The organism is Leclercia adecarboxylata (assembly GCF_035787115.1).
Classification (GTDB): Bacteria; Pseudomonadota; Gammaproteobacteria; order Enterobacterales; family Enterobacteriaceae; genus Enterobacter; species Enterobacter adecarboxylatus_E.
In genome coordinates, this window is sequence record NZ_JALKTL010000008.1 from 170215 (window position 1) to 185637 (window position 15423).

General features: G+C 55.6%; 11 protein-coding genes and 1 rRNA gene. 4 read left to right on the forward strand and 8 right to left on the reverse strand.

What is annotated here, in order from left to right:
- Positions 1-19 precede the first annotated feature (19 nt).
- The 3 genes from MXM41_RS20830 to MXM41_RS20840 all read left to right on the forward strand — a co-directional run bounded on the left by MXM41_RS20830 (position 20) and on the right by MXM41_RS20840 (position 3609).
- Positions 20-919: a LysR family transcriptional regulator gene (locus tag MXM41_RS20830; RefSeq protein WP_325934125.1), complete on the forward strand. Its 900-nt coding sequence runs from the start codon at positions 20-22 to the stop codon at positions 917-919.
- Between the two features lie 54 nt (positions 920-973).
- Complete coding sequence (yhjD, locus tag MXM41_RS20835) at positions 974-2014, forward strand: inner membrane protein YhjD (protein WP_418936802.1); 1041 nt, start codon at positions 974-976, stop codon at positions 2012-2014.
- A gap of 272 nt (positions 2015-2286) precedes the next feature.
- Complete coding sequence (locus MXM41_RS20840) at positions 2287-3609, forward strand: MFS transporter (protein WP_325934126.1); 1323 nt, start codon at positions 2287-2289, stop codon at positions 3607-3609.
- A gap of 52 nt (positions 3610-3661) precedes the next feature.
- On the opposite strand, the gene MXM41_RS20845 is transcribed toward MXM41_RS20840, so the two are convergent.
- Together MXM41_RS20845 and pdeH are read right to left on the reverse strand one after the other, a co-directional pair.
- On the reverse strand, positions 3662-5704 hold the full coding sequence (locus MXM41_RS20845) for an AsmA family protein (RefSeq protein WP_325934128.1): 2043 nt from the start codon (positions 5702-5704) through the stop codon (positions 3662-3664).
- Between the two features lie 121 nt (positions 5705-5825).
- Complete coding sequence (pdeH, locus tag MXM41_RS20850; RefSeq protein WP_325934129.1) at positions 5826-6596, reverse strand: cyclic-guanylate-specific phosphodiesterase; 771 nt, start codon at positions 6594-6596, stop codon at positions 5826-5828.
- Between the two features lie 232 nt (positions 6597-6828).
- Between pdeH and MXM41_RS20855 the strand changes: the two genes are divergently transcribed.
- Positions 6829-7761, forward strand: coding sequence for a sugar kinase (locus MXM41_RS20855; RefSeq protein WP_325934130.1), 933 nt, complete (start codon positions 6829-6831; stop codon positions 7759-7761).
- A gap of 104 nt (positions 7762-7865) precedes the next feature.
- Here MXM41_RS20855 and MXM41_RS20860 read toward each other — a convergent pair whose 3' ends face one another.
- From MXM41_RS20860 to rrf, 6 genes are all read right to left on the reverse strand, one after another.
- Positions 7866-9311, reverse strand: a complete 1446-nt coding sequence (locus tag MXM41_RS20860; protein ID WP_325934131.1) for a pitrilysin family protein — start codon at positions 9309-9311, stop codon at positions 7866-7868.
- 225 nt (positions 9312-9536) lie between these two features.
- Positions 9537-10823: a dicarboxylate/amino acid:cation symporter gene (locus MXM41_RS20865; RefSeq protein ID WP_325934132.1), complete on the reverse strand. Its 1287-nt coding sequence runs from the start codon at positions 10821-10823 to the stop codon at positions 9537-9539.
- A 158-nt stretch (positions 10824-10981) separates the two neighbouring features.
- The gene (hmsP, locus tag MXM41_RS20870) at positions 10982-12988 is read right to left on the reverse strand and encodes a biofilm formation regulator HmsP (RefSeq protein ID WP_325934133.1); all 2007 of its coding nucleotides are present in this window, start codon (positions 12986-12988) and stop codon (positions 10982-10984) included.
- A 186-nt stretch (positions 12989-13174) separates the two neighbouring features.
- Positions 13175-14137, reverse strand: a complete 963-nt coding sequence (gene birA / locus MXM41_RS20875; protein ID WP_325934134.1) for a bifunctional biotin--[acetyl-CoA-carboxylase] ligase/biotin operon repressor BirA — start codon at positions 14135-14137, stop codon at positions 13175-13177.
- Positions 14134-15162: a UDP-N-acetylmuramate dehydrogenase gene (murB, locus tag MXM41_RS20880; RefSeq protein ID WP_325934135.1), complete on the reverse strand. Its 1029-nt coding sequence runs from the start codon at positions 15160-15162 to the stop codon at positions 14134-14136. Before murB ends, birA begins: the two co-directional genes overlap by 4 nt.
- Before the next feature lie 144 nt (positions 15163-15306).
- A 5S ribosomal RNA gene (gene rrf / locus MXM41_RS20885) occupies positions 15307-15422 on the reverse strand.
- Position 15423: the final 1 nt, after the last annotated feature.

Genomic DNA, 15423 nt, shown 5'->3' on the forward strand with positions numbered 1-15423 from the left:
ACAACAATGAGCGCTTCCTATGGATAAAATTCACGCAATGCAGTTGTTCATTCGCGTCGCTGAACTGGAGAGTTTTTCCCGCGCCGCGGACTCAATGGGCCTTCCTAAAGGTAGCGTATCGCGCCAGATTCAGGCGCTGGAGAACGGGCTTGGCACGCAGCTGCTGCACCGCACCACGCGGCGCGTCAGCCTGACCCAGGACGGCATGGTCTATTACGAGCGGGCCAAAGATCTGCTGACAAATATGGAAGAGCTGGATGGTCTTTTTTTGCACGATCCCGCCAGCGTCAGCGGAAGAATACGCGTGGATATGCCGGCTGGCGTTGCGCGAAATTTAGTCATCCCCCGACTGCCGCTTTTTTTACAGCAATATCCCGGCATTGAGCTGGAGCTGAGCAGCAGCGATCGGCTGGTGGACGTGATCCGGGAAGGGTTTGATTGCGTAGTACGTGTCGGTACCCTGAAAGATTCGGGCTTAATCGCCCGCCCGCTTGGCAGACTGTCGGTCATCAACTGCGCCAGCCCCGATTATTTGTCGCGTTTTGGTTATCCCGACGGGCTGGAGGATTTAGCCTCCCATGCCGTGGTGCACTACGCGTCCCATCTCGGCACCCGGCCCCAGGGGTTTGAATACTACGACGGTGAGGCGACCCACTGGGTCAAAACCGGTGGCGTCCTGACAGTCAACAGCACCGAGACCTACCACGCCTCGGCTCTCGCCGGGCTGGGGATTATTCAGGTGCCCAGAGTCGGCGTGCGTGATGCGCTGCGAGCCAAAAAACTGCTGGAGATCCTGCCGCAGTACCGCGCCAGACCGATGCCGGTGTCGCTCATTTATCCCCACCGCCGCAATCTCTCTCGCCGGGTGCATCTGTTTATGGCCTGGCTTACGGAAGTCATGAAAACCTACGTTGACTGAGCGCAGGCTATAATTGCAGGGACTACTCGCTAAATAATAAGGAAAACGTGACTGATGCCGGAAAGCAACGAGCAACGTCCCACCCAGGATCTGGACTACGAGCCGATTAAGAAGCTGGAAAACAGTCCGCCACCGGCGCCGACAGAACCTAAAATTACCGCCGTGCGTAAAACGGGCAGCCTGCTCGACAAGGCGAAAGACCTCATCCAGATTATCCAGCAGCAACCTGTGATTGCTCACCTGCTGCGCGCTACCGAGCGCTTTAACGATCGGCTGGGCAATCAGTTCGGCGCCGCGATCACCTATTTCTCCTTCCTGTCGATGATCCCCATCCTGATGCTCTCCTTTGCGGCAGCGGGGTTTGTGCTGGTGTCGCACCCCACGCTGCTGCAGGATATCTTTAATAAGATCCTGCAAAACGTCAGCGATCCGACGCTTGCCTCGACCCTGAAAAGCACCATCAGCACCGCCGTCCAGCAACGCACTACCGTTGGGATCGTCGGGCTGTTTGTGGCGCTCTACTCCGGCGTTAACTGGATGGGAAACCTGCGGGAGGCGATCCGCGCCCAGTCGCGTGAGGTCTGGGAACGTAAGCCGCAGGATCAGGAGAAAATCTGGACCAAGTATTTTCGCGACTTCGTCTCACTGATTGGACTGCTGGTCGCGCTGATCGTTACCCTCACTATCACCTCCGTGGCGGGCTCGGCGCAGCAGATGATTATCTCTGCGCTCTATCTCGACACCATCGAGTGGCTGAAACCCGTCTGGCATCTGGTGGGGCTGGCTATTTCGATGATGGCGAACTATCTGCTGTTCTTCTGGATCTTCTGGCGCCTGCCCCGTCATCGTCCTCGTCGCAAGGCGTTGATCCGCGGCACATTCATTGCCGCTATCGGCTTTGAGGTGATTAAAATCGTGATGACATATACCCTGCCATCGCTGGTGACCTCTCCCTCCGGTGCGGCGTTCGGCTCCGTGCTGGGGCTGATGGCCTTCTTCTACTTCTTTGCCAGGCTGACTCTGTTTGTCGCGGCCTGGATCGCCACCGCCGAGTATCCGGATGACCGGAGAATGCCCGGCAAAACACACCGTTAACTTTCCCATCGGGCTGAATAAGAATGAAATATTTCAGCCCGACTCATCATTTCAGCATATAAATCCAGCCTGTAACTTTTATTTAACCAAAAACCAGTTTTATTCTCTAAGTATTCATTTCTGTGAAGCATTTCATAGATGTGATTTTCCTGGTCTGAAAATTATCCGCTTTTTGCTGGCTTTTTGGCCACTCGCTGCGTTTGTTACAGATTGAAATATCGCTTTTGCTGTGCGTAATATGGCCTTTCGTTCGCCAAAAATAAGAAAAGTTTATGCAAGCCACAGCCACAACACTCAATTCAGAGCAGGAAAACGCCCCGGTTAACTCGCGCAATAAAGTCGTCGTCGCGTCACTGATTGGCACCGCCATCGAATTCTTCGACTTCTATATTTACGCCACCGCTGCGGTTATCGTTTTCCCGCATATCTTCTTCCCGCAGGGCGACCCGACGGCGGCCACGCTGCAGTCGCTGGCGACTTTCGCCATTGCCTTTGTCGCGCGTCCTATCGGCTCTGCGCTGTTCGGCCACTTCGGCGATCGTGTCGGGCGTAAGGTGACGCTGGTCGCCTCGCTGCTGACGATGGGCATCTCCACCGTTGCCATCGGTCTGCTGCCGACCTATGAAACCATCGGCATTCTGGCCCCGCTGCTGCTGGCGCTGGCCCGTTTTGGTCAGGGTCTGGGTCTGGGCGGTGAATGGGGCGGCGCGGCGCTGCTGGCCACCGAAAACGCCCCGCCGCGCAAGCGCGCGCTGTATGGCTCTTTCCCACAGCTGGGCGCACCGATTGGCTTCTTCTTTGCTAACGGCACCTTCCTGCTGCTCTCCTGGCTGCTGACTGACGAGCAGTTCATGACCTGGGGCTGGCGTATTCCGTTTATCTTCTCGGCGGTGCTGGTGCTGATCGGCCTGTATGTCCGCGTCTCCCTGCACGAGACCCCGGTGTTTGCCAAAGTGGCCGCCGCGAAGAAACAGGTAAAAGTCCCGCTTGGCACGCTGCTGACCAAACACGTTCGCGTGACCGTACTTGGCACCTTCATCATGCTGGCGACCTATACGCTGTTCTATATCATGACCGTCTACTCCATGACCTTCAGCACCACGGCTGCGCCAGTGGGACTGGGCCTGCCGCGTAACGAAGTGCTGTGGATGCTAATGATGGCGGTAATCGGTTTTGGTGTGATGGTGCCGATTGCGGGTCTGCTGGCCGACCGCTTTGGCCGTCGTCCGAGCATGATCGTTATCACCTCGCTGATTATTGTATTCGCGCTGTTCGTCTTCCCGCCGCTGCTCGGTTCCGGTAACCCGGCGCTGGTGATGGCGTATCTGCTGATTGGCCTGAGCCTGATGGGGCTGACGTTCGGTCCGATGGGGGCGCTGCTGCCAGAGCTGTTCCCGACCGAAGTGCGTTATACAGGCGCTTCTTTCTCCTATAACGTCTCTTCAATTCTGGGGGCATCTGTGGCGCCGTATATCGCCACCTGGTTGCAGGCGAATTATGGTCTGCAGTATGTGGGGATCTACCTCGCGGCAATGGCAGCGCTGACGCTGATTGCGCTGCTGCTGACCCACGAAACCCGTCATCAGTCGCTGTAATGCCCCAATAAAAACGGCAACCCGCGGGTTGCCGTTTTTTTTTGCGTTACGCTTACTTTTTCATCTGCGACAGGATGGTCTGACACTGGTTGGCCTGCCCCTCTGACGGCGAGATCAGCGCAAGCAGCGCCGCCGCTGGCGTCACCAGCGTTGCCAGCGCCGCAGCCACAGCCCCGCGCGCAATCAACGGCCCCGCCTTCACCCCCGCATCCGGATCTTTGAAGCTGCCGCGCACGTACAGCGGTGAGCGCAGCGTCACGATGCGAATGCCTTTACTTTCCGGGTTGATGGTGAGATCCAGCTGTTCCGAGGCCATACTGGCGGTGCCGGTGACATTAATCACCGCGTTTTCGGTATCGAAGGCAAAGATTTGCGGACGCGCCACGCCGTTAACCAGGTCGATATTGGCGGCGGCACAGTTCACCCGCACTTCATCATCACCGAAGATCTGACCAACAATGAAGTTGCCGACGTTAAGGCCAAGAATTTCCATCAGGTTACGGCTCACCAGCCCGTCGTTCATCAGCAGCTTCAGGTTGCCGTTGCCGTTACCCAGCAGGGCCGCTACCGAGTTGCCGGTGCCGCGAATTTTGGCATCGCCATTCATCTCACCCAGGGTTTTCTGCATCAGTTCCACGTCCGGCATCAGCTCTTTCAGCTTCAGCCGACGCGCCTGAATGTCAGCCTGGCCCTGCATGGGGTTTTTATCTCCTTCGAGATGGATATTCGACGAGATGGTGCCGCCAGCCAGGCCAAACTTCAGCGGCTGCAGACGCAGGTCAGCATTTTTCAGAATGATATGAGTAGAAAGATTGCTGATGGGCAGGCTGCTGCCGTGCTCGATTCTGCGCCCCTTGAAGCGCACATCCGCATCCATCACGTCCCACTTGTCGGTTTCGAACCGATCGTTGGGCAGCACTTTGCCGGAAGCTGGCGCCTGCTTGCGCACCTCCTGCGCTTTGGTGCCTTTACCAGAATCGACACCAATCAGCGGCCCCAGGTCGGCGAGACGCAGCTGTCGTGATTCCACGTCGCCTTCCAGCTTCGGCCGTGGTTTACCGGTGGTGTAGGTCAGCGAGCCATGGATATCGCTGTCACCAATCCGGCCATTGAAGTCGCGATAATCAAAGACGGAGGATTTTTCCGTGTCGATTTTCGCCACCAGATGGCCATCGGTTTCGAACGGTGGCGTATCCGGCAGCAGCACGCCGGTAAGCTCATAGAGCTGTCCCAGAGAATCCCCGGCGAATTTCAGCTTCAGATCGACGCCCCCCATCTTCATCGGGTCGTTCACCGTGCCGACAAAGGCCACCCGGGTATTGCCGGAGCGGAAATCAGCCTGCACCGGGAAGGGAGTGCCTTCGCTGCGCAGCGCCAGCATACCGCCAATTTTACCGGTGCCGCGTAGCGGCTGGTCGTTGTAGCGCCCCTCGGCTTTCAGGCCAAAGACGTAGTCGCCCACCTTGCCCTTATCTTCTTTTGCCTTCGTGCCGGTGACTTCGCTAAAAGGCAGCGGTTTTCCCAGCGGATCGACAAAGATCTCAAGGTCGGCTTTGCTTACGGCATCATCAATGGCGACGCGCCCGCGATCGAAAATGATGTTGTCGAGGCGGAATGACCAGGCAGAAGGCTGCGCATTGGCCTCTTTGTCTTCGCTGCCGGCAAGATCAAAGGTCCAGTTATTGGTTTTTTCTGACAGGCGGATCAGGCGGGCATCGGGCTGCTGCAGTTTGATCCACGGCAGATAGACCGTTTTGGTGAGCAGCGCCAGCGGAGCCAGCGTGGCTTCTACGCGCGGGAGATGCACCATGGTGATTTCAGGAATGTCCGGCGGGTTGCCGAGCATAACGTCGTTAGCATGAACGTGCGGCCAGGGTATCCAGCTGCGCCAGCCCGTTTCGCTCTGCTGACGTTCCCATACGACGCCCAGATCGCCGCGGATGGCGAAAGGACGGTTTAACTCGGTTGAGACTTTCTGGTTGATGGTCGGTTTGAGTCGGTTCCAGTCAAACGTCGCAATGATGACAATTGCCACCACAATCAACAACAAGAAGATCCCCAGGATCCAGGTGATAATCTTTGTTGTTTTTGTCATTCCATACTCCCTTTCAGTAATCACTTGCCTTTCATGAATATAGTCCAGGCATGCAGAAAGGGGGCGGCAGCGTCCGGTAATAACGCGTTAAACACGCGCTATTACGGGAAGCTGCCGGGCTTTACAGGGTGATAATAACGTTGTCGAGCCTCTCCATCGATACCGGACGGGAAAGGAAATAACCCTGCGCGGCGGCGGCAGGTGAGTTCTGTACATCGCGCCACTCTTCAAGCGTCTCAACGCCTTCTACAATCACGCCCTGGCAATAGCGGTTCATCAGCTGCAGCAGAAGCGTGAACAGATTGCGGCCTTCCGGGGTCTGACGCAGCATGATGAACAGATCGCGCGCCACTTTGATGTAGTCGTAACGCACCTCGCTCAGGGCGGAGAAGTTCGCCATGCCGGTGCCAAAGTCGTCCAGCCACAGCGGACCGAACTCACACATGGCGGCAAACGAGGAGTCCTGCGGCAGACGAACGTGCTCCACCAGCTCAAAGCGCAGCCATGGAAGCCGCTGGATCAGCTTCTGCAGGCTCTCATCCTGACGCACCGCCAGTAAGGTTGGACCATCGACGTTGACCGAGGCCAGAATGGTGTTGTCGGCAAAAAATTCCTGTCTGGCCGCCAGCATGGTGAGCTGCTCTTCAAGAATATCCAGACGATGACGCACGGGCACTTCCGCAAAGTAGCGATCCGGGGCGATCCGCTGTGCCGGGTTTGAAGGATGGGTTACAACGGTCAGGATCTCAATCGCCATCAGCTTACCGTCGGTGCGGTAGATCGGCTGATAAGTGTAAGTGCGCTCACATTGCAGCCAGTAGCGGTATTCCTGTAAGTTCTCAATACTCGCTTCAGGGATGCTCAGCAGCTGGATGTCCTGCCTTAACTTCATTTCAAATGTCCTGTTGAATGGGGAAGAGCCTGTCGGGACTGGTCAAAGGATTATCGGCCCCAGGCAGGAGAACTTTATGTCGGCTTGCGGATGAAAATTAAAATCTGCGATCTCAAACCCGCCAGGAACTTGTCCGAGTTCAAAAAAATAATGGAACGTCGTTTTAATACTGTTGACCGCTCCCGGCCTCCAGCGCAAACTAGCCGAAGTTTAATTATCCAGGTTCACGACTATGTCTAAGAAAATTGCCGTGATCGGCGAATGTATGATCGAACTGTCCCAGAAAGGCGCGGAAGTCAGCCGTGGCTTCGGTGGCGATACCTTAAACACCTCAGTGTATATTGCTCGTCAGGTCGATGCTGACGCGCTGGCGGTAAATTATGTGACTGCTCTGGGCACAGACAATTTTAGCCAGCAGATGCTGGACGCATGGCAGAGCGAAAACGTCGATACCTCGTTGACCCAGCGTATGGAAAACCGTCTGCCGGGCCTCTATTACATCGAAACCGATAGCACGGGCGAGCGCACGTTCTACTACTGGCGTAATGAAGCCGCTGCTAAATTCTGGCTGGAAAGCGACAGCGCAGCACACATCTGTGAAACGCTGGCCCACTTTGATTATCTCTATCTGAGCGGCATTAGCCTGGCGATCCTGAGCCAGAACAGCCGTGAAAAACTGCTCTCCCTGCTGCGCGAATGCCGTGCCAACGGCGGGAAGGTTATTTTCGACAATAACTATCGTCCACGCCTGTGGACCAGCCGCGAAGAGACGCAGCAGGTTTATAGCCAGATGCTGGAATGCACCGATATCGCTTTCCTGACCCTCGACGACGAAGATGCACTTTGGGGTGAGAAGCCGGTTGATGAGGTAATTGCCCGTACTCAGGCCGCTGGCGTCAGCGAAGTGGTGATTAAGCGTGGCGCAGATTCCTGCCTGGTAGCGATTACCGGCGAAGCGGTTATTGAAGTGCCTGCGGTGAAGCTGGCGAAAGAGAAAGTGATTGATACGACCGCGGCGGGAGACTCCTTCAGCGCCGGGTATCTGGCGGTGCGTCTGACGGGCGGTACGCCGGAAGCGGCAGCGCAGCGCGGTCACCTGACCGCCAGCACGGTGATTCAGTATCGTGGTGCCATCATTCCGCGTGAAGCGATGCCTGCAAGATAAAAGCAAAACGGCAACCCAGGTTGCCGTTTTTTGTGTTTGCTCCCGCTCTTCGCGGGAGAGAGTTGGGGTGAGGGTATCAGACCGCACTCCCCTCGCTTCTCGCCTTATTGGGTCGCTGCAGCTGGCTGCACTGGCGCCATGATTCCGTTCCACGTTGCCTGCAGTTCTTTCATGTCGTATTCCGGCTCACCTTTCGGCTGCATTAAAATCAGCGACATATCCTGAGAAAGCTGCTGGCGCAGATCCTGGCTCAGCATCTCCGCGGTCAGGCTGTTAAGGAAATCCTGACGCAGCTTCTGATACTGTTCCGGCGCAATGTCCACCACCTGGTTTTGCAGGGAGCGAATACGCTGGCTAATCAGGATATCGGTATCGGTACGGGCATAGGTGGCAAACAGTTTTTGCAGCTCGAGGTTTTTCTGCGCCACCAGCGCGTTGAACTCCTCTTCGCTCAGGCCATTGTCGCGCACTTTCGCCAGCTCTTTCGCCACTACCGCCATATTCGCGTTCAGCTTATCGCCCGGCGACTCGACGTTGATGGCGCACTGCGCGCGCTGGAACAGCACCCGGCAATCAAAGCCCAGACCAATATCTTTGGCATTGTTCTTACTCAGGGTTTGTTGAACATGCCAGAACAACGCTTCACGGGCTAAATCGGCGCGCCAGTAGCGCAGCAGCGCGGCCGACTCACGAATCGGCTGCCACGGGCTGTCCCACATGATGGAGAGACGATCCTGGCGCACGGCATCGGTCATGATGCTCACCGGCTCTGCACGCAGAGGAGAAAGCGTTGGCACCGGCGCAGGCGTGCTGCGTTTGCCCTTCAGCTCGCCGAAGGTTTTGCTAATCTGCTCAATCACCGCGCGGCTATCAATGTTGCCGACCACAATCAGGGTCATGGCATCCGGGGTATACCAGGTCTGGTAGAACGACTTCACCTGTTCAATATCGACCGGTTGTTTTAAGGGCTCTGCCGGGTCATGGCCCAGCAGCGCGGAACCTTTCAGACGATAGCGCCACCAGCCCTCTTTAGTATCCGCCGGCCAGGTCGCCACCATATCGCTGTTGCTCAGAGCGTAATTGACCGTTTCAGGGGTAATAGACACGCTTCCCGCGGTATCTGACAGCCAGGTCAGCGCCTCTTTAAGCAGATCGTTGCGGTTGTTAGGCAGGCTGAGGTTAAACATGGTGTAGTCGTAGGAGACTACCGCAGGCGGCAGCGGGCGCTTGGGATCAATACCCTGTTGCCACAATGAACGGACCTGCACGGCCTGCAGGCTGCCGCTTTGGGTCAGCGCCAGACGGGGCAAAAAATGGCTGAAACCGCTCTGTTGTGTACTTTCGGTCAGGGAGCCGGTATTAACGGAAAGGCGGACTTCAATGCGATCGCTGGGACGCTGCGGGGTGGCTAAAACTTGCCACTGAAAACCGTTTGCCAGCGTTCCCTGTTGCCAGGCCGGGTCCGGCTGGAGCGCATCAGCCTGCACGTAACTGGCTGCTGCCATCATGAGCAAACCGCCGGTTAAAAGTCGAATTTTTGTGCCCTGCATGTGAACCCCTGATCAACATTCCTGGTTACAAAGAGTGCCACACGCCCTGTCGCACTCTAAATATGATGTTCAAAACACTTCGATTAGACCGCGCGTGAAGCGAAACGTCACGGCATGAAGTGAAATTTACCCGAAATAAACCTTATCGAATTATGACAAGTATGCAGGGCCATTATGCGCAGGAGCCCGCACCCCGACAAGGGCATGCGGGCCATAGGGAAGATTTTAGGAGGATAAACCGCGTGTTTTGCCGTCTGGCGCACGATTATTCAGCGTATCGTCCAGTTTTTTGTGGTCCAGTTCTTTCACCCACTTCGCCACGACGACCGTCGCCACACCGTTACCGACCAGGTTTGTCAGCGCACGGGCTTCGGACATAAAGCGGTCAATACCGAGGATCAGCGCCAGCCCGGCCACCGGCAAATGTCCGACGGCGGAGATAGTGGCCGCAAGGACGATAAAACCACTCCCCGTCACCCCGGCCGCGCCTTTCGACGAAAGCAGCAGCACCACCAGCAGCGTGATTTGATGGAAGATATCCATATGGCTGTTGGTGGCCTGGGCGATAAATACCGCCGCCATCGTCAGGTAGATCGACGTACCATCCAGGTTAAACGAGTACCCGGTCGGAATAACCAGCCCCACGACCGATTTACGACAGCCCAGCTTCTCCATCTTATCGAGCATACGCGGCAGCGCCGATTCGGACGAAGAGGTACCCAATACAATCAGCAGTTCTTCACGAATGTAGCGAATGAATTTAAAGATGCTAAAGCCAGTAGCGCGCGCAATGCTGCCCAGCACCACCACCACAAACAGAATGCAGGTGATATAGAAGCAGATAATCAGCTGGCCAAGCTGCACCAGGGTACCGACACCATATTTACCGATGGTAAAGGCCATTGCCCCAAAGGCGCCGATGGGTGCCAGACGCATAATCATATTGATGATGCCGAAGATCACCTGTGAGAAACTTTCAATCACGTTGAAAATCAGCTGGCCTTTGTTGCCGAGGCGATGCAGGGCAAAACCAAACATCACGGCGAAGAGCAGCACCTGCAGGATATTCCCGCTGGCGAAGGCGCCAATCACGCTACCGGGGATCACATCCAGCAGGAAGGCGACCACGCCCTGATCTTTCGCCTGCTCAGCGTAGACCGCTACCGCTTTCGCATCCAGCGTCGAGGGGTCAACGTTCATGCCCGCCCCGGGCTGCACGACGTTAACAATCACCAGGCCAATGATCAGCGCGAGGGTGCTGACCACTTCGAAATAGAGCAGCGCCACTGCCCCCGTACGGCCTACGGCCTTCATGCTTTCCATGCCTGCGATACCGGTTACGACGGTACAGAAAATAACCGGAGCGATCACCATCTTAATCAGCTTAACGAAGGCATCGCCAAGCGGTTTCATTTGGGCGCCTAATTCAGGGTAGTAATGGCCAAGCAGAATACCGATGGCAATGGCGGTCAGCACCTGAAAATAAAGACTTTTGAAGAGAGAGGTTTTCATAAGATGTCCTTGGGAAGAAAAGCCACAGGTACAGTAGGGTTACTGCATACCTGCGGCCTTAAAATAACACCCATAAATCAGGACAGATAGAAGTTCAGGCTGAATTTGAAACGCAAATGTTAAGAAATTTGAGCTGGCTCGCACAAACCAGCAACATTTCAGTCATCTGTATTATTGCCATTTTGCTTAAGATAGCGGCTCTCAAAAATATCGCCCGGAACGGCTTTATCAAACAGATACCCCTGTCCACATTCAACCCCGGCATCGGCCAACCAGCGGCGCTGGGCTTCGGTTTCAACACCTTCAGCGATGATCCCCAACCGCAGGCTGCGCGCCAGCTGGATAATCGCCTGGACCATGCTGCTGTCCTCCGGAAGCCCCTCCACGAAGGTCTTGTCAATCTTCAGTACGTCTACAGGGAGGGCTTTCATATGTTGCAATTGACGCAGGCCAGCGTACCCCATGCCAAAGTCGTCCAGCGCAATACGTACCCCGGCATTACGCAGCGGGCGGAGTATCGCCACGGCTTCGTTAGGATCGTCAATCCGGCGGCTCTCGGTAACTTCCAGCATCAGAGTATCTGGCTTGATCCGGTAGCGATGAATCAACGCCAGCAGGTCCGGAACCATGTTCGGATGCATCAGCTGCAGTGCAGACAGGTTGACCGACAGCGGCATCATCACCCCCCGCGACTGCCAGGCAGACAGCAAACGGCAGGACTCTTCCAGCACCCAGTGACCCACCGTCACAATCAGGCCACAGTTCTCAATCCGGTCGATTAGCCCTTCTGGCAGCTCCCATTCGCCGTCGGCCTGCTGCATCCGCAACAACGCTTCGGCGCTATGGACCTTGCCAGTGCGCAGATCCACCTGCGGTTGCAACCAGATGGCGAAATGGTTACTGTCCATCGCCGCCAAAATATCGTTCTCTTCTGATAACCGCTGCTGCGCCTTCTCCATCTGCTCGGGCTCGAAGAACTGAATCTGATTTTTACCCTTCTGACGGGCGGTAAACGCGGCGGAAAACGCCCGGCGGTAAAGTTGTTCAGCGGTCAGGTTGCCGTAAAACATCGCGATACCAACACTGGCGTTCGGACGCAGTTGGATCCCCTGAACCGGTAACCGCTCATTGATAACAGTGAGCACTTGCTGACCTAATGTGATGGCATGCCACGGCTCCTTAACGCCGTTGGCGATAATCACGAACTCATAGCCGCTCACCTGGGTCAGTACCATCCGCGGGGCCAGAACGGATTTGAGCTTTTCGACCAACGTCAGCAGTAAAATCTCCCGTTGGCTCTCTTTCAATACACCCGCGGTATCCTGTAACGTTTCACAGGCCACCACCATCAGCGCCATGGTCTGCTGGCGTTTCACCGCCTGCTCCAGTAGCACCATCAGAAACGCCTTATTGGGCAGCTCCGACACCGGGAAGCGGGTGGCATTGTGGTTGAGCTCATCACGCTGGCGTATCACGCGCTGCTGGTTAAGGTTGTAGCTGCGCACCAGCATGCCGATTTCGTCGTCGTGGTGCAGGCGTGGCAAGGTTAGCTGGTGTCCCAGCTGTTGCTGCGGCGAGAGGGTATCCAGCTCGCGAGCAATGCGACGCAAAGGATGGACGATGAGACGATTAATGCACCAGGTCAACGCCACGGTAAGCATCAGCGTCAATAATAAGTAAGTGGTTACCAACGTTGAGACCCAGCTCATCACGAATTTGTACATCCGCCAGGAGTCAGACTGTAGCACCAGATAGGCCAGCGGCTGCGGATTCGCCGGACGCTGTAGCGAATAGACCGGGAGGGAAATTTGCACCGGCATTTCAAACAGGCGTTTCATCATCACCGGTACCGGTTGTTCCGGGATGAAGTTCATGCGCAGTGCCTGAAACTGATTTGGCAGCACCACATCCGCCTGGCTGACGACCCCTGCCGGCTTGATACTTTTAATAATAGACTCCGCCTGGGGAATATCTCCCTTCAGAATGGCGGCAGAAAGGGGCTCACGGATTGAGCGGGCGATGCTCTCGAGTTGCGTAGCCGTGTTGTAGCGATTCTGCTGAATGGCATGAAACAGCAAAATGACGCAAAAGACGAAAACAAACACCATGGTGACGGCAGTAACCATCGCCATTTGTTTGATAGTTAAAGAGCGGCTGACACGCAAAATGGATCTCCAGAAACGCGATAGGCAGGTTAATCAATGGTTGCCCTGCTGCTTTCAGAGTATACCTTATCGGGAACTGTTTAAGAGAGTGTAACCAAGCGTTTAGGGATTATTCTGGTTGCCGCTTCGTACGAAGGCTCGCGGAGGTATGGCTTAAGAACCGGGGAGCCAGCAACTCCCCGCAATCTACTCGGCACTGCGCAGTGAAATCTCGCCACCGACCCAGGGTTTGATTACGCCATCCTGCTCCAGTAATAACGCGCCCTGCTCATTAATACCACGCGACGTACCGTAGATCTCTTTGTCACCGATGATCAGTTTCACCGCACGGTGGACAAAGTTATCCAGCTTTTCCCAGCGAGGCAGGAACGGTGCGAGCCCCTCCTGTTCAAAGATTTTCAGCGAGTGACGCAGCTCATTGATAACGCGCACGGCAAGGACGTTACGATCGATAGCGATCCCCGCTTCCTGCAGGTTGATCCAGCCCTGGTTAATGTCTTCAGCCTGTACATTGCGCATCACCAGGTTGATACCGGCGCCCATGACAATTTGTGCTGCATCGCCGGTTTTTCCTGTCAGTTCCACCAGGATACCTGCCAGTTTTCGATCGTTCAAATAGAGATCGTTTGGCCACTTGACGCGTACGTTGTCGGCACCGAGCGACTGCAAAACTTCAGCCAGCACAATGCCAATCACCAGGCTAAGGCCGATGGCCGCGGCAGGTCCTTGTTCCAGACGCCAGTACATAGAGAGATAAAGATTGGCACCAAAAGGCGAAAACCATTTACGGCCCCGCCGGCCACGACCGGCCTGTTGGTACTCTGCCACGCAGCTGTCACCGGACTGCAGTTCGTTGAGCCTGTTAAGCAGATACTGGTTAGTCGAGTCGATTACCGGCAGAACGGCAACACTGTTTTCGGTAATCTGGCTACTGATAAAAGCTTCGTTCAGCAGCTGAACCGGCTCTGGCAGGCTGTAGCCTTTACCCGGTACGGTAAAGACATCTACTCCCCAGTCACGCAGGGTCTGAATATGTTTGTTAATGGCAGCGCGGCTCATGCCCAGCTGCTCACCCAGCTGTTCACCGGAATGAAAATCGCCGTCGGCCAGAATAGAGATAAGTTTCAGAGGAACGGTATGGTCCTTCATGCTATGGCCTCCACGGCATTAACTTCACCATGATGACCGATGAAGCGCACCTCCGGCTCCAGCCAGACATCAAATTTTTCACCCACCCGCTGGCGCACGAGATGGGCCAGCTGCACCACATCATTGCTGGTCGCTTTGTTTTCGTTGATGAGCACCAGGGCCTGCTGACGGTGTACCGCCGCGCCGCCAAAGGTTGTTCCTTTCAGCTCACACCGATCGATAAGCCAGCCCGCAGCCAGTTTGACGCTACCATCTGCCTGTGGATAATGCGGTGCCTGCGGCCATTGCGCAAGTAAGATATTGGCTTTTTCGCCGGAGATAACCGGGTTTTTAAAGAAACTGCCGGCATTACCGTTCACTTTTGGATCGGGCAGTTTACTCATTCGCATGTGACAAACCGCGTCGAAAATGGCTTTCGCAGTAACCGTCGCAGGGTCCAGTCGGGTTAGATCGCCGTAGGTAAGAACGGGCTGCCAGTTTTTGGTCAGGCGCAAACCTACTGCGACGATGACATATTTATCCTGATACTCATGTTTGAAAATGCTGTCGCGATAGCCAAAGTGGCACGCTTCTGCGCTTAAACGCAGCGTGTTACCGGTTGCCAGTTCAATACAATCGACATATTCACACACCTGTCTGAGTTCGACGCCATAAGCGCCGATGTTCTGAATAGGGGATGAACCGGCGCAGCCAGGGATCAGGGCCAGGTTTTCCAGTCCGGGCATGTTGTTTTCAAGGGTAAACTGCACCAGGTTATGCCAGTTCTCGCCGGCCCCGACGTGCAGATGCCAACAATCTGGCGCCTCCTTAACCTCAATCCCGCTGATGCGGTTAACGATCACCGTGCCAGAAAAGTCTTCCAGAAAGAGCACGTTACTGCCTTCGCCCAGAATAAGAACAGGGAGGTGGTGTTGCGTTGCATGATTCCATGCGGCCAGCAGTTGCTGCGCATCGTCGGCCCGCACGATTTGCCGGGCATTTCGGTCAATACCGAAGGTATTCCAGGGCTTAAGGGAGTGATTCATAGACGCTATCCAGATGCAAAATCCGGGATAGTTTACCGTATATGCCTGTCATTGGGGGATCTTTGTCGGCTGGAACTGTCGTGCCTTTTCCTGCCAGAAAGCAAAAAACCCCGTACCTGAAGGTACGGGGTTTCTTTATTTGATGCCTGGCAGTTCCCTACTCTCGCATGGGGAGACCCCACACTACCATCGGCGCTACGGCGTTTCACTTCTGAGTTCGGCATGGGGTCAGGTGGGACCACCGCGCTACAGCCGCCAGGC